The sequence below is a fragment of the Streptomyces sclerotialus genome (genome assembly GCF_040907265.1).
Taxonomy (GTDB): domain Bacteria; phylum Actinomycetota; class Actinomycetes; order Streptomycetales; family Streptomycetaceae; genus Streptomyces; species Streptomyces sclerotialus.
Map to the genome: position 1 here is coordinate 534,174 of NZ_JBFOHP010000002.1, position 17,822 is coordinate 551,995.

The following is a 17,822-nucleotide window of genomic DNA, read 5'->3' on the forward strand; positions in this document are numbered from 1 at the left end:
GGTCTCCTCTCCGGCCGACTTCGCTCTCTGACTTCGTGACCAGATGTGAAATCTGGTCACGAAGTCAAAGTAGGACGGCCGGAGGTGGGGCATAAGCGGGTTTTCGGCCAGGAACGGCCGAGGGTCTAGGTCCGCAGGTGAGCGCTCAGTGCTCCTGAGCGGTCGGCCGCACCGTGATTTCATTGACGGCCATCCGCGCGGGCTGGGTGACCATGAAGCCGACGCACCGCGCGACGTCCTCGGCCACCAGCCAGTCCTCCCGCGGAAGCCCGCGGGCCGAGGACGCCTGGCTGCCGCTGGTCATCTCCGTCACCGTCACCCCTGGCTCGACCAGCCCGACCCGTACGCCGCGCCCGGTCATCTCCTGCCGCAGCGCCTCGCTGAAGCTGCATACGGCATGCTTGCTCGCCGAATAGACGCTGTTGTTCTTGCGCGGTACCCGGCCGGCGACCGAGCTGATGTTCACCAGGTCGGCGATGCCGCGCGGGCTGTCCGCCGCCGCGCGCAGCAGGTACGGCAGCGCGGCGTGGGACATGCGCAGTACCGCCTTCACGTTCAGGTCGAGCATGCGGTCCCAGTCCTCGGGGTCGCTGTCCTCGAACGGGCTGCGCGCCCCGTATCCGGCGTTGTTCACCAGGACGTCCAGCCGCCCGAAGTGGTCGACGGCCGCCGAGACGACACGGTCGGCCTGGGACGCGTCGCTCAGGTCGGCGGTGAGGGAGAACGGGGCCGGGCCGCCCAGCTTCCCGATCTCGGCGGTCAGCTCCGCCAGCCGTTCGGTACGGCGGGCGACCAGGGCGAGGGCGCACCCCTCCTGCGCGAGCGTCAGCGCCGTCGCGGTCCCGATCCCGCTGGAGGCGCCGGTGACCAGCGCCACGCTCCCCTGCAGCGGCCGCCGTCCATTGTCATGATCTTGAATGCTCATGCGGGCAATCTGCCCTGTACGACGGTTCAGCACACGAAGCCGCCGGCGCATGAGGACGACAGCACACGAGGACGCCAGCACACGAAGACGTCGGCACACGAGGACGTGCGTGCCTGCCTCCGTGCTCCTCAGACGCCCCGGCGGTCCGGCACCTCGCCCGAGAAGTCGGGCAGCGGTACCGGCCGGGAACCGTCGCGCAGCGACTCGGCCCCCGCCACGCCGACCAGCGAGGCCGCCACCGCCTGACGCACCCCGACCAGCGGCGGAGCACCCCGCTCGACCGTGTCCCGGAGCGCCTGGAGGATCAGCACGGTTCCCTCGTCCGCGCGCTCGACCTGCTCCCCCGCCGGCCCCGCCCCGTCCAGGACGAGCGCCGGCGGAGTGCGTTCCTCCTCGCGGGTGCGGCCGTCCGGCGCGGCCCACGCCTCGGTCCGCACCCTGACCGACCAGGCCCGCTCCCCCGGTGCGCGCACCGACTCCGCCAGCGCGCGGGTGCCCCGTACGGACAGCCAGCTCCAGTGGCTGTCCGGTTCGCCCTGAAGGAAGCCGTGCCGGGTCAGGGCCAGGGCGCCGCTGGAGAGGCGGACCGCCATGACGACCGCGCTCCGAGGCCCGGCCAGGTCCGCCGGGAACGCCGTGACCTCGACGGGCCACGCGCCGGTGAGGGCCAGAACCGGGGAGACCGTGTGGGTGCAGTAGGCGGTCGGCGCGATCCGGCCGCGCCAGTGCGCGGGGTCCCCGGTCAGGTCCGTGACGGCCGACGGCGCCATACCGTGCAGGTAGTCCGCCTCGATCAGGCTGATCCGGCCCAGCTCCCCGGCGTCCACCGCCTGCCGCAGCAGCCGGACGTGCGGATGGGCCACGTAGTTCTCGGCGAAGGAGTACGTGGCCGAGGAACGCTCGGCGACCGCGATCAGCTCCCGCCCCTCCGCCAGGTCCACACAGGCCGCGGTCTCGGAGAGGACATGCACCCCTCGCTCCAGGAAGGCCAGGGCGAGCGGTGCGTGGGCGTCGAAGTCGTTGGCGAGAAGAACGGCGTCCAGGCGCCGTTCCAGCAGCTCTTCCCACCGCACGGCCACGAACGCCTGCGGAAACTCGTCCCGCGCCGCCGCGCGCCGCTCGGCCGTACGGTCACAGACCGCCGCCACGTCGATCCCCACCCGCCGGCACCACACCGCCAGGTGCAGCCCTCGCTTCAGCCCCACGACACCGACCCTCATCCCGGCATCATCCCGAACGGCCCCCTCCCCACGGCAAATGCTTTACGCCGTGTCGGCTCGCCGAGGACGCGGAGGACGCCCCGGACGAGCGAAGCCGACCGCACCCGCCGACGGCCGGCGGCATACGGTGAAGGCGCTGCTTGTTGACCACGACGTACGAGCACGTCCCACCCGAGCACGTCCCACCCAAGCACCTCACCACCCCGGCAGCTCAGGAGGCAGATTCATGTACGGCGACCCGGCGACCATCCGCAAGATCCTGACGGAGCTCGGGGACACCTGGGCCGTCGTGGGCCTCTCCTCGAACCAGCAGCGCGCCGCGTACGGCGTAGCCGGCGTACTGCAGCGATTCGGCAAGCGGATCGTCCCCGTGCACCCGAAGGCCGAGACGGTGCACGGGGAACGGGGTTACCCCTCCCTCGACGCCATCCCCTTCGATGTCGACGTCGTCGACGTGTTCGTGAACAGCGCGCTGGCGGGGCAGGTCGCCGACGAGGCCGTGTCCATCGGCGCCAAGGCGGTCTGGTTCCAGCTCGGCGTCATCGACGAGACGGCGTACGAGCGCACCCGCGCCGCCGGGCTGGACATGGTCATGGACCGCTGCCCGGCGATCGAAATCAATTCCCTACGTTAGCAACGGCTCCGCACCACGCGGCTCCGCACCACGGTCCGCCATCCACGGTTTCTGCTTGGCGCCACCCAGCCGGCGCTTCCCCCTCCACTGCAACGACGCAAGCGACTGGGCCTGGCCAACACCGCGCTGACACCAGGCATCTCCCTCTGGGGTCTCCCATGGTCGGGACGGCGCCTCGAAACGCTGAACGGCACCGCTTTGCCTACTGGGTGACGGAATGCTGCTCTCCCTCGAACGCGACCGGCCCGGCGCGCCAGGCGACCTCGGCCGGGCCGACCGGCGCGACCATCACCAGGAGCACATCGAAGGAGACGGCGAGCGTGACGCTCGACAATCACAGCCCGAAGGCGTACGGGAAACCACGGCGGCCGAAGATCTTCAGGGTGTCCTCGACGATGCACCGCGCCGTACCACAAGCGAGCGAACTCTTCACTCGACCACCGCGCCCTCGGCATCCGGGGGCATGCTCCGAACCGGCCATCCGGCCGCTCGGACGAGGTGGTGCCCAGGGGGTGCAGGCCGAGGGTCTGGTGCCGAACCAGCCGTGGCAGCCCCGGGTGTTGCGGTGCGTGCGTTCGGAGGTCTGTTGGCGGTGCGCTCAGCCCTGCGTCGGCCGAGCTCGATTCACCCGCTGAAGAGGGGGGCTCGGCCGACGGCGGCGCGGTGCTGCCGCGAAGTACGAGGTGTGTGGGAGTGGTGATGTGTCGGGTGGCGTGGGTGCTGGGTTCGTCGATGAGGGAGAGGGCCAGCTCCGCCGCGGTGCGCCCCATCTCTGCGGCCGGCTGGGCGACCGTGGTGAGACCGAGGGCTTCGGCGACGTCGCGGTCGTCGAAGCCGAGAACGGACATCCGGCCAGGGACGTCGATGTGGCTGGAGCGCAACACGCCGAGTATGTGGATGGCCATGGTGTCGTCTTCGGCGACGAGAGCTGTCGGAGGTTCGGGCAGGCTCAGCAGGTGACCGACCGCCTCGCGGACTTTCGGCTGGGGTGAGCCGACGACACGGGTCACGAGAGCGTCGTCCCAGGGCAGTTGCGCGTTCTCCAAGGCATGCCGATAGCCCGTCAGCCGGTCCTGTGCGCTCCACAGGAAGCCGGTGTCGTCGCTCCATCCGACGAAGCCGATGCGCTGGTGACCGACATTGATGAGGTGTTGGGTGCCACGGCGGGCTCCGTCCACGTCGTCGACATGGACGCTCGCACACCCCGGAGCGTGCTGGCTGACGAGCACCACCGGCATGCTCAGCTCTTTGAGCCGTTGCCGTTCCGCGGGGTTCAGGGCGAACGAGATCACCAGCAAGGCGTCGGCGTTGCGTCGCACCGGAAGTTGCTCGAGGAATGCGGAGCGCTCGCGCATGCTCGTCACGCTGTAGACCAGAAGGTCCAGGCCCCTCTCGCGCAGCACCGTGGCGATGCCTGAGAGCGCGGTGCTCTGGAACCAGTGGTGTATGGAGGGCATCAGGACAGCGATTCGCCCCGTCTTGCCGGTTACCAGGCTGGAAGCGCTACGCGAGATGGCGAAGGACAGTTCGTCGGCCGCGCGCTCCACGCAAAGGCGTGTCTTCGCCGAGACGGGGAGTCCGCGGAGCGTACGGGAGACGGTCGAGACGGAAACGCCTGCCCGCTCGGCCACGTCGGCCATCGTCGGCTCTCGCCGCTCTCCCTCTCCTCCCGCCATGGCGGGAAAGTAGCACACAGTAACGGGGCGGGGGCGTGTGCGGCGGCCGTACCGGCTGCGCCCGTATCCGCCCAGCGTTTCTCGCCCGGCCGAGCTGAGAGCGCTGCAAGCGCAGTCTCCAAGGAGACGGATCGCCACTTGGTACCGGTATGCCCTCATTATTCGCGAGATTCTCTCGAAATTATGAGTTCACTTTCTGTTGACGCGGTCACGGGCAACACCTAGTTTGCAAGCGCTGCAAAAGCTGCGACAGCGGCCTGGGGCTGCGAGGTTGAGATCCAACCATCGCCTTGTATTCGGTGGTCAAAGCCCGCACACGGGCTAGCTGTACACAGCGTGGCCCTGCCCTTCCGGGGCACGCGCGTGGCTAGGTACGGACACCATGCGCTGCGCAGTGAATTTTGATCTTGAACGCATGAACTCTGTGGGACGCCGCTTGCTTTTAAGTGGTGTCTCTTGGCGGCTCTTGCCGAGGAGAAACGTTGACGAGCGCGAGCGGCCCCCGCCTCACTACAAGGAGCCCGATGTGAGCAGACATCCGCAGAGCCGCACCTGGCATTCCTCTCTTCTCCGTGGCAGACCAGTGGTCAAGGCCGTTCTGACGGCGTCCATCGTCACAGCCCTGGCGGCCACCATGCCATCCGCGCCGGCCGTGCCGGCCCAGGCAGCCACCGGTACCGCGGCTGCCGGCGACGCACGGTGCGCCGTCCCCGAGGAGCCGGGACGCTTCAAGGACGGCACCGGTTCGGCCACCGTGACGGTCACCGACGTCGACGCGGACTGCCTGCGCACGTACAAGCTGGTCAGCTCCGTCGCCGGCGAGCGGGTCCTCAAGGAGGCGCCGGGCAAGCCGACCCTGCGATCCGGCTCCGTGCTGCTGGACGGCCTGTACGCGATGGCTCATGACGACGCGGAGCTGAACAAGACCGACCGGCTGACCGACGGCTCGTACAACGACGGCAAACCGATCGACTGTCCGGGCGGCTGCTACCAGACCGGCAAGCTCTGGACGTACGTCTGGACGCGGGACGTGGCGTACTCCGCCGACCTCGGCCTGACCACGGCCGACCCCGAACGGATGCGCAACACGCTCGCGTTCAAGCTGAGCGAGCGGCGCGACGGGTCCGGGGACACCCAGATCATCCAGGACACCGGCACCGGCGGCAGCTATCCCAGCTCCACCGACCGGGTCGTGTGGGCGCTCGGCGCGAGCGAGATCATCAACTGGCTCCCCGACGGCAAGCGGCAGGCGTTCGCGGACAAGGCGTACGAGGCGATACGCAACACCATCGAGCACGACCGCAAGGTCGTCTTCGACCAGGACGACGGCCTCTACCTCGGTGAGCACTCCTTCCTGGACTGGCGCGAGCAGAGCTACGCGGACTGGACCAAGGACGACGTGGCCACCATCGCCACCTCGCGCTCGCTGTCCACGAACGTCACCCACTGGGCAGCCATCGACGCGGCCGCCCGTCTCGCTGCCGACGCGGGTGACAAGACCGCAGCTGCCAAGTACCGGGGCTGGGCGGACGACTTGATGCAGGCTGTCCGGGAGAAGTTCTGGCTGCCCGAGAAGGGCCAGTTCTCCCAAATGCTCAGCACCGAGAAGGACACCTCTCCGGTCAACCGTTACGACGCCCTGGGCACCTCGCTGGCCGTGCTCACCGGCGTCGCCACACCGGAGCAGGCCAAGCAGGCCGTTGCGAACTACCCCCAGACCTCCTACGGCCCGTCGGTGCTCTGGCCGCAACAGCAGGGCGTGCCCTCGTACCACAACAACGCGGTGTGGCCGTTCGTGACCGCCTACATGATGCGGGCCGCCGCCAAGACCGGCAACGATGGCGTGGCCACGCAGCAGGCCCGCTCCCTGGTACGCGGCGGGGCGCTGTTCGCCACCGACAAGGAGAACATCAACATCCTGGACGGCAGCACCAAGACGGCCCTCAACTCCGACCGTCAGCTCTGGAGCGTCGCCGGCATGATGTCGATGGTCCAGCAGAGCATCTTTGGTATCGACGCCCGTGAGGACGGCCTGCACATCGATCCGTTCCTGCCCGCCCAGCTGCGCGAAACCTACTTCCCCGGCGGCGAGCGGGCGGCGCTGAACGACCTCGACTACCGGGGCCACAAGCTGAACGTCGAGCTCGACATCCCGGCGGGCAAGGCCGGTGAGGGCGCATACCAGGTGGAGTCGCTGACCCTCGACGGCAAGAAGATGCCGGCCGGTACGCCGATCACCGAGAAGATGCTCGGCGACGGCGAGTCGGGTGAATCAGGCGAGTCGGGCGAGTCCACCGTGGTCGTGAAGCTCGCCGAGCCCGCGGCCGGCTCGGGACAGAAGGCGCCGAAGCCCGTGGACCTCTCCTCCAAGGAAGCCCTCTACGGGCCCACCACTCCGGACGTCAAGAACGTCACCGTCAAGGACGGCCGGACGCAGCTGTCCCTCGACACCGGCGACGAGAACCCCGCCAAGGTCACCATGGACGTCCTCCGCGACGGCAAGGTGATCGCCGAGAACGTCGCGGTCGGCGCCGGTGAGCAGACGTGGACCGACAGGACCGCGCGGCCGGAAGAGGTCTCGCCCTGCTACAGCGTCCGCCTGACCTACACCTCCAGCGGCAACACCTCCCAGCACGCCGAGCCCGAGTGTTACTGGGGACCGGGCGATGACCGCGTGCACAAGGTCACCGGCGAGGACTTCGAAGCCACCGGCGGCAAGAAGACCACCGGCGACAACGGCGTGTACTACGCCGACTGGGGCACCGGCCCGAGCGACAAGCTCGCCGCCCGCATCACTCCGAAGGCCACAGGCGAGTACCTGCTGCAGGCCGATGCCGCGGTCGGCGGGCCGATCAACACCGGTGTCTCCAGCGGCATGAAGATGCTGCGTGTCTACGACGACGCCACCGGCGAACTCGTCACCGAACGCGTCATCGCCATGCCCAACACGGGCAGTTGGACGACGGTGCGGGGCTCCACCTTCGCCAAGGCCGAGCTCACCGAAGGCAAGACCTACCGCATCGAACTCGCCCAGGACCCGCTCGCCGTCAACATGAGCTACTTCCAGCACAACGCGCTCTACAAGGACACCCGCGAGGGCCCCTCCAACTACAGCGACGTGTACGCCATCAAGGCACTGCTGAAGCGCGCGACCACAGCGGGCTCGAAGCAGTGAGCGAGACCGCACCGGCCCTCCACGAGCCTTCATCCCTCTCCTCGAAGGAGAATGAGTGACCCGCACACGGAAGCTGACCGCAGCCATTGGGGCCGCCCTCGCCCTGACGGTGGGATCGTCGCTGACGCCGCAGTGGACACCGGCGACGGCGGCCGAATCCGATGAGGCCCCCGGCGCGCCCGGGGCCGCCCCGTCGACGGCCCGTCCGCCCGCGGACAAGACCGGTTTCGGTACGAGTTACGGAACGTCCGGCAAGACGTGGTTCACCCTTCAGGGCGGACGCCTGGGGGAGGTGTACTACCCGACCCTGGACACACCCAACGTGCGCGAGCTCGGCTTCGTGATCACGGACGGGAAGGACTTCGCCGTCCGTGCCGACGAGGCATCCCGCCAGGTCACCCGGCTCTCCGATCCGCAGAGCCCGACCTACCGGACCGTGGCCACGGACAAGGACGGCCGCTGGCGGCTGACGACCACCTACGTCACCGACCCCGACCGCTCCGCCGTCCAGGCCGACGTCGAGTTCGAGTCGCTGACCGGCCGTCCGTACCAGGTGTACGCGCTCTACGATCCGGCCCTGAGCAACTACGGTGCCGACGACTCCGGCCGTACGGAGGACGGCGCTCTGGTCGCCTCCGACGACCGGACCGCCAGCGCACTGGTGGCCTCCACGGGCTTCACCGCCACCTCCAGCGGCTACCTGGGGGCCGGCGACGGCTGGACGGACCTGCTGCAGGACCGGCGGATGGACTGGACGTACGGCTCCGCGTCGAAGGGCAATGTCGTCCAGACCGGCCGGACCACACTCACCGGCCTCGACGACCGCCGCCGCACCACCCTCGCCCTCGGCTTCGGCCCGGACGCCACCCGGGCGTTGAAGACGGCGAACACCTCGGCCGGCACCGGGTTCAAGCGCGTCTCGGCAGCGTATGCGGCCGGCTGGCACCGCTACTTGTCCGGGTTGCGCCGCCCGCCGGAGGCCCTGCGCACCGAGCGGGAACGCCAGGCGTACCGGGTGTCGGCGATGGTGCTGGCGGCGACCGAGGACAAGACCCACCGCGGCGCGTTCGTCGCCTCACCCTCCATGCCGTGGTCGGGCAAGGAGGAGCCGGACACCAGCGGCTACAACGCGGTCTGGGCGCGCGACCTGTACCAGGTGGGTACAGCCCTGATCGCCGTCGGGGACCGGGCGGGGGCCGAGCGGGCGCTGGACTATCTCTTCGAGAAGCAGCAGAGGCAGGACGGCTCCTTCCCGCAGAAGTCCGCCACCGACGGCACGCCGATCTGGACGGGCATCCAGCTCGACCAGGTCGCCTTCCCGATCCTCCTCGCCGACCAGCTCGGCCGTACCGACGCGAAGACCTGGTCGCATGTGAAGCGGGCCGCGGACTTCATCGTGGGCTATGCCAAGGACGGGCACACCGCTCCCTGGTCGGAGCAGGAGCGCTGGGAGAACCAGAGCGGCTACTCGCCGGCCACCATCGCCAGTGAGATCGCCGGCCTGGTCACCGCCGCGAAGATCGCCAAGGCCAACGGTGACACCGACTCCGCGCAGCGGTATCTGGACACCGCCGACGCCTGGCAGCGCAAGGTCAAGGACTGGACGGTCACGCACAACGGACCGTACTCCACCAAGCCGTACTTCCTGCAGCTCACCAAGGACGGTAATCCCAACACCGGGACCACATACGACGTGAGCAACGGCGGCCCCGCCGACGCCGACCAGCGCATCATCGTCGACCCCAGCTTCCTGGAACTCGTACGGCTGGGCGTACTGCCGGCCGACGACCCGGACGTCGTCCACAGCCTGAAGGTCGTCGACGAGCAGCTCGGCTTCGACACCCCGAACGGCCGCTTCTGGTACCGCGGTTCCTTCGACGGCTACGGCGAGACCGCCGACGGCAGCCCCTGGTTCATCTCCCAGCCGGGCGACGGCCGCACCCACGGCCGCGGCTGGCCACTCCTCAACGGTGAACGCGGCGAGTACGACCTGGTCGCCGACGACCCGGCCGGGGCGCGCGAACAGCTCGCCGCGATGGCACGTACCACGAACTCGGGCTATCTGATGGCCGAACAGGTCTGGGACGACAAGGCCCCCGCCGGCTTCACCCCCGGGACCGGCACCACCTCCGCGACGCCCCTGGCCTGGACGCACGCCCAGTACCTCCGGCTCGCCGTCAACCTCGCCGACGGCCGCCTCACCGAGCAGCCGCCCCTCGTCGCCTGCCGCTACACCGACCGCTGCGACTGACTCACCGGAGACAGACCTCGGGCGTTCGCTGCGGGGTTACGGGACAACGCGTGGTCCAGGGCGGCGCGTCGTCCCTCCGCCTGTCCGGCAGGCAGGCGGAGGGACGACGTTGACCATCCCGTTCCGTATCCGGACGCCGCCGGTCTGCTGAACCGGCTACTCGTTCGGCACCCCGGCCGCCACCACGTTCTGAGTGGTGAGATCGACACGCAGCTCCCCGGAGCCGGCCTCCGGCTCGAACTCGGACTGCAGTATGTCCAGCTTCTCTTTGTCCAGCCCCTCATCCACCACCGCGAACACTTCTTCCCGTGTACACGGCCGGGTGGCACCACTCGTCGCGTCATACGTCTCGTGCACATGCACAACGCGACCGTTTTCCTTGTCGTAGACGAAGTACCTCGGCATTGGTTTCCCTTTCAAGCGTCATGGATTGGTGATGACAATGCCGCAACCCATGGCGTCAATGTCAGGTCCGAATGTGCGCATCCTGAAGGTGACAGTCCGGCCGAAGCGAACGACTGCTGAATCATGGACGTTGCTGAAGGCGCCGGCATCCCCCCAGTGGTCACCTCCGAAAACCTGAGTGTTCGTTCGATTTCCGTCGATAAAAGGTATGTCGATCACGACGGCGTTGTCCCGGTCGAATTGGATTCGCGGGTCGAGCATCGTGATCGAACCCCATGCCACGAATGTGGTGCTTGCCCCCAGGTCGATGGTGACGGACCTGCTGGCTGGTGAGTTCACGAACAGTTGCCTGGTCGCGGCCGCCATTCTTGCCTCCCCGGAGTTGTAGGGCCGGAAGGGCCCGAGGCTGGTGGATTCCGTGTCGTCATGGGTCGGGCACGGTTCGGCGAACGTACATACGAGCGCCCTCCCCGGGCCGCGCCACGGCTATCGGCGCCGCGGAATCGACGGCACACTCGTTCCCGGCAAGCCGAAAATCACCGTGCTGGAAGGCTGCTCCTCCCTCTCCGGAAAGTCAACGGCGTCGAGTGAGGTATGAGCGATCCCGCCGAATACGGAATTAAATCTTCAGTCTGCTGCCTGTGAGGGAAGTGACGTGAATTACCAGTTATTCGCGGCACAGCACGGCATACCGCGTACGCCGCCGGCCGGGCGGGCGCCGCCGCCCCTGTCACCGCGCGCGAACTCGGCGCGGCCGTCTATGTGATCACCGGCCGGGGACTTCATCGCACTGTTCGGTTTCAGCCGCGGCGCCTACACCGCCCGCAGCCTCGCCGGCCTGATCACCGCCTCAGGGCTGATCGACCTCGACGGCCTGGATGCCGCCACCGCCGGTCGCCGCGTGCATCGTGCCTACGCCCACTACCGGGCCCGTGAGAACGACCGGCTGTGGCGCACGGGACTGGCTTCCGCTTCGCCCCGGACGACGCCAGCGCGGTCCAGCAGGACGGGCCGGTCCACGTCCAGATGGACCGTGACGGGGGACGACGGCCACGCCCGGCGCACGGCGACGCCCGGCCGCCGTCCACCCGGTGCAGTCGGGAGAGCGCGCGCAGCAGCGTGGACTTCCCGCTGCCGTTCGGCCCCACCAGGGCGGTCGCGCGACCGGGTTCCAGGGCCAGCGAGACGCCGTGGACGACCGGTGTGCCGCCGTACCGCAGTACGAGGTCGTGCCCGTTGAGAGCGGCCACAGGCGTGGCGGGACCGGCCACGGGGCGAGCCGCGCGCCGGGGGGGTCGGGAACATCGGTGGGTCCGGACGGTCGGAGGGGCAGGACTGCGGCACCCTCCGCCCGGCTGTCGCCGTCCGGGCAGCAAACTCTCCCACGCACGGAGAGCACCACACGGAGAGCGGCACGCACGGAGAGCAGCACGCACGGAATGCACCGTGCGCGGCAAGCGCCAACTAAGGGTTACCTAACTCCGAGAGGAGTATGTTCCGCCTGCCATGTCGGCAATCAGGAGTTCTGGACAGCCGGTACGGGATTTGGGACATCCCCTGGCGTGCCGTCCGCCGCGCCGAAGAACGCTCCCGGCGTGGTTCCCATGACCCTGCGGAAGGCGGCGATGAAGGTACTGGGCTGCGCGTAGCCGAGCGTCTCCGTGACGCGGCACCCGTCATGTCGCTGATGACCTTCTCGGTCGGCGGTGGCGGCGGCGTCCGGGTCGGCAGCCCGCGGCCCGGCCGTCGCACCCGCGCAGAATTCAGCCGCCGGCTACCGGTGTTGAACAGCGGCCGCGGAGGCTGTGGCCGGCTGGGACCGCGCTCACGAACGTCACGGGTGGTCGGGGCGCTGATCGGCAGGCACGCCGCCGCCCGGGCCACCGCCCTTGCTTCCCTTGTCGGTCCCGTGCGTGTGCTCGGCGCCGCCGGGGCCGACCTTCCGGTCCGAGCCCGCCTTGGCTTCAGCCGCGTCCTGGACGGCGGCGCTCTTGCCACTGCGGCGGAGTTCGTTCGACTGCGGATTCCTGCTCTTGCTCACTGTGTCCTCCTCGGCGCTCACGCGTTCCGCTGGTCGTCGCGCCCGTCGCGCTGGTCCTCGCGCTCGTTGCGCTGCCCCTTCGGGCCCAGGCCGCGTTCGGCCCGGGGGCCGTGCGTCTGCCAGTGCGGGTCCTCCTCCAGTCTGGCCTTGGCCTCCTCGTTCGCCCGCTGGTCCGGGGTCCCGTGGTCCTCGGCCTCCCGGCGGAGCTGCGCCCGCTTCCGGTCGAACTTCTTGCTCCCTGGTTCGGGCATGGTTTCCCACCTCCACTGAACCGGTTGTCGCCCTCCCAGGGTCGCAGAACGACCGAAAGGCCGCTAATGCACCGAGACGGCCGCGTCCCAGCGGTGCATGACCGCCGGTGATGCGTGGCCGTACCACGGAAACTCGCGGCCGACGGCCCCCGCGTGCGCTAGCGTCCCGCCATGATCGAGATACGACAGGCGCGCCCCGAGGACGCCGAGGAACTGGTACGGCTGCGACGGCTGATGTTCGCCGCGATGGACGGCATCGACCAGCCGGGCGACTGGGAGGCGGAAGCCGCGAGAATCGCCCGCCGGCAGTTGTCGGGACCGAACCCGGTACTCGGCGCCTTCGTGGTCGACGCGGACGAGGCCGACCGGGCGGACGGCGCGGACGACGCGGCGGGCGGGGACACGGGCCGCCGGCTCGCCGCGTGCGCGGTGGCCACGGTCGAGCAGCGGCTGCCCGCACCGCATCACCCCACAGGCCGGTTCGCCTTCCTCTTCAACGTGTGTACGGACCCGGCGTACCGGGGGCGCGGTTACGCCCGCGCGACCACCGAAGCGCTCCTGGAATGGCTCGCCGCGCAGGGCGTGTCCCGCATCGACCTGCACGCCACGGACGAGGCGGAGGCGCTGTACCGCAGCCTCGGCTTCACGGAGCACTCGACCCCACTGTCCCTCGACGCCCGCACGTTCCGGAGCCGTCCGGACGAAGTGCCGGCGCAGGGTGTCACCCCCGCCCCCTGACCAGCGAATTCGGCCATACACTGCCACCCGGTTCTGTCACCGCACGAAGGGAACCGCCACCGTGGCCGATGCCGCCGCCCCCGCTTCCTCCCCCGGCTGCTCCGCTTCCTCCGTCGGCTCCCCCGCCGACGAGGCGCACCGCACCTCCGTCGTCGTCATCGGCGCCGGCCCCGCCGGGCTGACGCTCGCGAACGTCCTGCACGCCGCCGGCGTCGCCTGTGTCGTACTGGAAGCGGAGAGCCGGGAGTTCATCGAGCAGCGACCGCGGGCCGGCTTCATCGAGGAGTGGGTGGTCCGCGCGCTGGACCGGCACGGTCTGGCCGGCCGCCTGCTGGAACGGGCCGAGCGGCAGCGTACGTTCGAGTTCCGGTGGGAGGGGCGGCGGCATGTGGTGGAGCCGGGCAGGTTCTCCGGGCAGAGCCACTTCGTCTATCCGCAGCCGCTGTTGGTGACCGACCTGGTCGCCGCCTACGCGGACGCGGCCGGCGGCGACATCCGCTTCGGCGTACGGGACGTACGGCCGGCAGGCATCGACACCGACCACCCCTCCGTCTCGTACACCGACCCGGAGACCGGCGTCCGGCACCGCATCGACTGCGCGTACATAGCAGGCTGCGACGGCGCACGCGGCGTGTCACGCGCCGCGATACCGGCCGACCGACTCCGCATCTCCCGCCTGGACTACGGCATCGGCTGGCTCGCGCTGCTCGCCGAGGCCCCGCCGTCCGCGGAAGGTGTCGTCTTCGGGCTCCATGAGCGCGGCTTCAGCGCCCACATGGCGCGCACCCCCGAGGTCACCCGCTACTACCTGGAGTGCCCGCCGGGCGACGACCCGGCGAACTGGCCGCACGACCGGATCTGGAGCGAGCTGCGTACGCGCCTGGCCGCGGCCGGCGCACAGCCGCTCACCGAAGGCCGGATCATCGAGAAGACGGTCCTGGACATGCACAACTACGTCGTCGAGCCCATGGGGTACGGCCGTCTGTACCTGGCGGGCGAATCGGCCCACCTGGTGGCGCCGATCGCGGCCAAGGGCATGAACCTGGCGATCCACGACGCGCTGCTGCTCGCCCGGGCGCTCGTCGCGGCCTGTACGACCGGGGACGAGGACGCCCTCAGCCGCTATTCGGACGCCTGCCTGGCGAAGGTCTGGCAGTACCAGGAGTTCTCCCAGTGGCTGTCCGACGTGATGCACGGCGCCTCGTCCGGTGACCGCTTCCGCGCGGGGACGGCCGCGGCCCGGCTGCGGCAGCTGTTCTCCTCCGACGCGGCGGCCGCGGCCTTCGGCGAGACGTACCTCGGCTCGACGACGGACATCGAGACGCTCTGAACGGCACCCGGCCGCCCCGTCCCACCGCCTTCCGCTCCCCGCTCAGCCGGTGGCGCGTCCCAGGCCCTCCAGGACCCGCGCGCCGGGCAGGGATGCGAGCGCCTTGCCCGGGACGATGAGCTTTCCGCGGCGGGCACCGCTGCCGATCAGGACGTACGGGGTGTCGGCGACGGCCGCGTCCACCAGGAGTGGCCAGTCGGCGGGCAGTCCGATGGGGGTGATGCCGCCGTACTCCATGCCGCTGCGGCCGACCGCGGTGTCCATGGGGGCGAACGACGCCTTGCGGGAACCGAGTTCCCGGCGTACGACGCCGTTGACGTCCACGCGAGTGGTGGAGAGCACGACGCAGCCGGCGAGGGTGACGGTGTCACCGCGCTTGCCCGCCACCACCACGCAGTTCGCGGACTGTTCGAGCAGCCAGGAACCGTAGTGCTCGACGAGCAGCGCGGTGTCGGCGATGGCCGGGTCGGTGTCCACATGGAGCAGCTGCTTGACGTCCACCGGCCCCTGTCAGTCACGGATCGCGGCGGCGACGGGCTCGGGCAGCAGCTCCAAGCACTCGGCGGCGGGCCGGACTTCGTCGAACGCGTCCATGGGGGTGGCAGACGCCGAGTCGGACGACGACGAGGAAGCGGAAGGGGAAGGAGACGGGGAGGACGAAGGCACTGATGTCGACATGCCCGTCAAGCTAACAGGACCACGGACCTGGCTGACTCCTGGCTCTCGCCTCCTGCCGGTACTCAGTGCCCCGACGGGACGACCACCGACATCATCATCTCCACGATCTCCTCCCCGTCGTTCCGGTAAGCGTGCGGCAGCGACGCCTCGAAGGTGACCGAACCACCCGCCGGCACCGGATGCTCGCCACCGTCCACGACGAGCGTCAGCTCCCCGCGGCGTACGTGGAGCAGCTCCTGCGTCCCCTGCGGGTGCGGGTCCGACTCGCTCTGCTCCCCCGGCATCAGCCGCCATTCCCACAGCTCGAACGGGCCGGGCGCCTCCGTGCCGACGAGCAGCGAGGTGTAGCTGCCGGCCTCGGTCGACCACATCCGCACGGCTTCGCCGGGCGCGACGAGCCGCACCTGCGGCTCCTGGTCGTACTCCAGGAGCGTGGTGATGCTGATGCCGAGCGCGTCGGCGATCTTGACAGTCGTCCCTACGCTCGGGTTCGTCCGCGCCTGCTCGATCTGAATGATCATGCCGCGGCTCACGCCCGCACGGGCGGCCAGGGCGTCGAGCGTGTAGCCCCTCTCGGTGCGCCAGTGTTTGAGATTGCGCGCCAGCGACTGCGTGAGCTGATCGAGATCCGTCACGTTCCATCCAGTCCAGTTCGGTCAGGCCGGTCGGACCGACCTGCCGGCCGTAGTCGTAGCCGTAGCTCTGACCCGTGACCCCAGTCCAATATATTCGATTCCCTAGTACAGCACTCTGCACTACCCTGTCGTGCACTTCATCGTTCAGCACACTGTACTTGCGAGGACTGACACCATGACCGCGGTATTCGCCTTGGCCAGCAGCATTCTGTGGGGAGCCGCCGATTTCGGCGGCGGACTGCTCACCCGTCGGATGCAGGCGCTGACCGTCGTGGTCGTCTCGCAGGTGATCGCCGCGACCGTGCTCGGGGCGATCGTCGTCGCCACCGGCGCCTGGCACGCGGCGGAGCCGCAGCTGTGGTTCGCCGTCGCGGCCGGTGTCGTCGGCCCGGCGGCCATGCTGTGCTTCTACCGCGCGCTCGCGCTCGGCCCGATGGGCGTGGTCTCGCCCGTCGCCTCCCTCGGCTCCGTCCTCGTCCCGCTCGGCGTCGGCTTCATACAGGGCGAGCGCCCCGGTCCGGTGCAGATCGTGGGTATGGCCGTGGCCGTCGTCGGCGTGGTGCTGGCCGGCGGCCCGCAGCGCGGCGGTGGCTCGGTCACCCGCGAGGCGGTCGTCCTCACGCTCATCGCGGCGTTCGGCTTCGGCGCGGTGATGGCCTTCATCTCCGAAGCCTCCACCACTGTGACCGGCCTGTTCCTCGCGCTCTTCGTACAGCGCCTGTGCAACATCGTGGTCGGCGGCGCCGCGCTGTACGTGGCGGTCCGGCGCGGTACGCCCGCGCTGCCCGAGGGCGGTGCGGCCGTCATCCGCGCCGCGCTCCCCGCGCTGGCCTTCGTGGGCATCGCCGATGTCGCGGCCAACGGCACGTACGCGATCGCCACGCAGGACGGCCCCGTCACCATCGCCGCCGTGCTCGCCTCGCTCTACCCCGTCGTCACCGCGGTCGCCGCGATGGGGTTGCTCAAGGAGCGGTTGCGCGCCGTCCAGACGGCAGGCGCCTCACTGGCCCTCGCGGGCACGGCGCTGCTCGCCTCCAGCGGCTGACGCCGGAACCTGCTCCGCCGCCTGCCACTCCGCCAGCGCGAGCAGTTGCTCGGAGGTGACGTCCTCGGGGATCGGCACCGGCGGCGGCGTACGCAGCGGCGGCTGCCAGCCCGCCGCCGGGTCCCAGGTGCGGACGACCTTGGCGGGTGCGCCGGCGACGACGGCGTGGTCGGGCACCTCGCCGCGCACCACCGCGCCGGCCGCGACGACGACGTTCCGCCCCAGCCGCGCGCCGGGCAGGATCACCGCGCCCGCGCCCAGCCAGGACCCGGTCCCGATCTCGACGGGCGCGGTGCGCGGCCACTGCTTGCCCACGGGCCGCGCCGGATCGTCGTACGAGTGGTTGTCGCTGGTGATGTAGACGTACGGGCCGCAGTAGACCTCGTCGCCGATGGTGACGGTCTGCGAGGCGACGACATGGCTGCCGCGGCCGAGCACCACGCCGTTGCCCAGCCGCAGCACGGACTCCGGGCCGAGGTCGAGGCCCGGCATCATCCCGGCGGTCAGCGTGACCTGTTCGCCGATGATGCAGTGGTCACCGAGCTCGATCCACCGCTCGCCGAAGACCGTGCCCTGCGGGAAGGCGAGCCGGGTACCGCCCCCGATGCGGCGGAAGCGGTACGGCCCGGGGCACTCCGCGGTCACCGCGCCGGCCTCCCGTACCCAGCTCGCGCCACGGTGCACGGCCCATGACGCGGCCCGGCGCCGCCAGGCACCGAGGGATGAGAACACGTTCTTCTTCGCACGCACCCGCTTACCGTACTCACCAGTAAGCCCGGCGCACCCCGCCGTGTCCTGTGATCTTCACCCCACGGGCC

Annotated in this window: 15 protein-coding genes and 5 pseudogenes; 7 read left to right on the forward strand and 13 right to left on the reverse strand. The window is 70.0% G+C overall.

All coding sequences use genetic code 11. The features are described from left to right. Positions 1–145: 145 nt before the first annotated feature. Together AAC944_RS02525 and AAC944_RS02530 are read right to left on the reverse strand one after the other, a co-directional pair. Positions 146–925: an SDR family oxidoreductase gene (locus tag AAC944_RS02525; RefSeq protein ID WP_030607167.1), complete on the reverse strand. Its 780-nt coding sequence runs from the start codon at positions 923–925 to the stop codon at positions 146–148. Between the two features lie 128 nt (positions 926–1,053). After that, a complete protein-coding gene (locus AAC944_RS02530) occupies positions 1,054–2,145 on the reverse strand; it encodes a Gfo/Idh/MocA family protein (protein WP_037771037.1) in 1,092 nt (363 codons plus the stop codon). A 226-nt stretch (positions 2,146–2,371) separates the two neighbouring features. On the opposite strand from AAC944_RS02530, the gene AAC944_RS02535 reads away from it, so the two are divergent. Beyond that, the gene (locus AAC944_RS02535) at positions 2,372–2,779 is read left to right on the forward strand and encodes a CoA-binding protein (RefSeq protein WP_030607164.1); all 408 of its coding nucleotides are present in this window, start codon (positions 2,372–2,374) and stop codon (positions 2,777–2,779) included. 202 nt (positions 2,780–2,981) lie between these two features. On the opposite strand, the gene AAC944_RS02540 is transcribed toward AAC944_RS02535, so the two are convergent. Both AAC944_RS02540 and AAC944_RS02545 read right to left on the reverse strand, forming a co-directional pair. After that, positions 2,982–3,113 (reverse strand): hypothetical protein, encoded by a 132-nt coding sequence (locus AAC944_RS02540; protein ID WP_368397360.1) that lies wholly within the window; start codon positions 3,111–3,113, stop codon positions 2,982–2,984. Between the two features lie 388 nt (positions 3,114–3,501). Next, positions 3,502–4,614, reverse strand: a pseudogene (locus AAC944_RS02545) (LacI family DNA-binding transcriptional regulator); the annotation flags it as partial. A gap of 367 nt (positions 4,615–4,981) precedes the next feature. Here AAC944_RS02545 and AAC944_RS02550 point away from each other — a divergent pair. Next, on the forward strand, positions 4,982–7,630 hold the full coding sequence (locus AAC944_RS02550) for an MGH1-like glycoside hydrolase domain-containing protein (RefSeq protein ID WP_196942692.1): 2,649 nt from the start codon (positions 4,982–4,984) through the stop codon (positions 7,628–7,630). Between the two features lie 55 nt (positions 7,631–7,685). Then, positions 7,686–9,881, forward strand: coding sequence for a glycoside hydrolase family 15 protein (locus tag AAC944_RS02555; protein WP_196942690.1), 2,196 nt, complete (start codon positions 7,686–7,688; stop codon positions 9,879–9,881). 156 nt (positions 9,882–10,037) lie between these two features. On the opposite strand, the gene AAC944_RS02560 is transcribed toward AAC944_RS02555, so the two are convergent. Continuing rightward, on the reverse strand, positions 10,038–10,286 hold the full coding sequence (locus tag AAC944_RS02560) for a hypothetical protein (RefSeq protein WP_196942688.1): 249 nt from the start codon (positions 10,284–10,286) through the stop codon (positions 10,038–10,040). 18 nt (positions 10,287–10,304) lie between these two features. Further along, complete coding sequence (locus tag AAC944_RS02565) at positions 10,305–10,652, reverse strand: hypothetical protein (RefSeq protein WP_196942686.1); 348 nt, start codon at positions 10,650–10,652, stop codon at positions 10,305–10,307. A 418-nt stretch (positions 10,653–11,070) separates the two neighbouring features. Here AAC944_RS02565 and AAC944_RS02570 point away from each other — a divergent pair. Beyond that, positions 11,071–11,223 (forward strand): annotated as a pseudogene (locus AAC944_RS02570) (phospholipase effector Tle1 domain-containing protein); the annotation flags it as partial. A 112-nt stretch (positions 11,224–11,335) separates the two neighbouring features. On the opposite strand, the pseudogene AAC944_RS02575 reads toward AAC944_RS02570, so the two are convergent. From AAC944_RS02575 to AAC944_RS02590, 4 genes and pseudogenes are all read right to left on the reverse strand, one after another. Continuing rightward, a pseudogene (locus tag AAC944_RS02575) lies at positions 11,336–11,557 on the reverse strand (ATP-binding cassette domain-containing protein); the annotation flags it as partial. A 245-nt stretch (positions 11,558–11,802) separates the two neighbouring features. After that, positions 11,803–11,952: pseudogene (locus AAC944_RS02580) on the reverse strand (AraC family transcriptional regulator); the annotation flags it as partial. A 168-nt stretch (positions 11,953–12,120) separates the two neighbouring features. Then, positions 12,121–12,327 carry a hypothetical protein gene (locus AAC944_RS02585; protein WP_030607154.1) on the reverse strand — a complete coding sequence of 69 codons (207 nt, stop codon included), beginning with the start codon at positions 12,325–12,327 and terminating at the stop codon, positions 12,121–12,123. Between the two features lie 17 nt (positions 12,328–12,344). Further along, entirely contained in the window at positions 12,345–12,578 is a 234-nt protein-coding gene (locus tag AAC944_RS02590) for a hypothetical protein (RefSeq protein WP_051871273.1), read from the reverse strand. A 171-nt stretch (positions 12,579–12,749) separates the two neighbouring features. Here AAC944_RS02590 and AAC944_RS02595 point away from each other — a divergent pair, with 171 nt between their 5' ends. Further along, positions 12,750–13,316, forward strand: a complete 567-nt coding sequence (locus AAC944_RS02595; RefSeq protein ID WP_051871272.1) for a GNAT family N-acetyltransferase — start codon at positions 12,750–12,752, stop codon at positions 13,314–13,316. A 157-nt stretch (positions 13,317–13,473) separates the two neighbouring features. Then, positions 13,474–14,646, forward strand: coding sequence for a 4-hydroxybenzoate 3-monooxygenase (locus AAC944_RS02600; RefSeq protein WP_037771182.1), 1,173 nt, complete (start codon positions 13,474–13,476; stop codon positions 14,644–14,646). A 42-nt stretch (positions 14,647–14,688) separates the two neighbouring features. Here AAC944_RS02600 and AAC944_RS02605 read toward each other — a convergent pair. After that, positions 14,689–15,240 (reverse strand): annotated as a pseudogene (locus tag AAC944_RS02605) (YbaK/EbsC family protein). 146 nt (positions 15,241–15,386) lie between these two features. Further along, positions 15,387–15,959 (reverse strand): helix-turn-helix domain-containing protein, encoded by a 573-nt coding sequence (locus AAC944_RS02610; protein WP_030607146.1) that lies wholly within the window; start codon positions 15,957–15,959, stop codon positions 15,387–15,389. Between the two features lie 175 nt (positions 15,960–16,134). Between AAC944_RS02610 and AAC944_RS02615 the strand changes: the two genes are divergently transcribed. Then, the gene (locus AAC944_RS02615) at positions 16,135–17,004 is read left to right on the forward strand and encodes an EamA family transporter (RefSeq protein ID WP_030607144.1); all 870 of its coding nucleotides are present in this window, start codon (positions 16,135–16,137) and stop codon (positions 17,002–17,004) included. Here AAC944_RS02615 and AAC944_RS02620 read toward each other — a convergent pair. Beyond that, the gene (locus tag AAC944_RS02620; protein WP_037771035.1) at positions 16,960–17,754 is read right to left on the reverse strand and encodes an acyltransferase; all 795 of its coding nucleotides are present in this window, start codon (positions 17,752–17,754) and stop codon (positions 16,960–16,962) included. The genes AAC944_RS02615 and AAC944_RS02620 overlap by 45 nt on opposite strands. Positions 17,755–17,822 lie beyond the last annotated feature (68 nt).

What these genes read in the sequence shown, in the direction of transcription:
- AAC944_RS02525 (WP_030607167.1), bottom strand. Translation starts at nt 925, where the DNA reads ATGAGCATTCAAGATCATGACAATGGACGGCGGCCGCTGCAGGGGAGC.
- AAC944_RS02530 (WP_037771037.1), bottom strand. Translation starts at nt 2,145, where the DNA reads ATGAGGGTCGGTGTCGTGGGGCTGAAGCGAGGGCTGCACCTGGCGGTG.
- AAC944_RS02535 (WP_030607164.1), top strand. Translation starts at nt 2,372, where the DNA reads ATGTACGGCGACCCGGCGACCATCCGCAAGATCCTGACGGAGCTCGGG.
- AAC944_RS02560 (WP_196942688.1), bottom strand. Translation starts at nt 10,286, where the DNA reads ATGCCGAGGTACTTCGTCTACGACAAGGAAAACGGTCGCGTTGTGCAT.
- AAC944_RS02565 (WP_196942686.1), bottom strand. Translation starts at nt 10,652, where the DNA reads ATGGCGGCCGCGACCAGGCAACTGTTCGTGAACTCACCAGCCAGCAGG.
- AAC944_RS02590 (WP_051871273.1), bottom strand. Translation starts at nt 12,578, where the DNA reads ATGCCCGAACCAGGGAGCAAGAAGTTCGACCGGAAGCGGGCGCAGCTC.
- AAC944_RS02595 (WP_051871272.1), top strand. Translation starts at nt 12,750, where the DNA reads ATGATCGAGATACGACAGGCGCGCCCCGAGGACGCCGAGGAACTGGTA.
- AAC944_RS02615 (WP_030607144.1), top strand. Translation starts at nt 16,135, where the DNA reads ATGACCGCGGTATTCGCCTTGGCCAGCAGCATTCTGTGGGGAGCCGCC.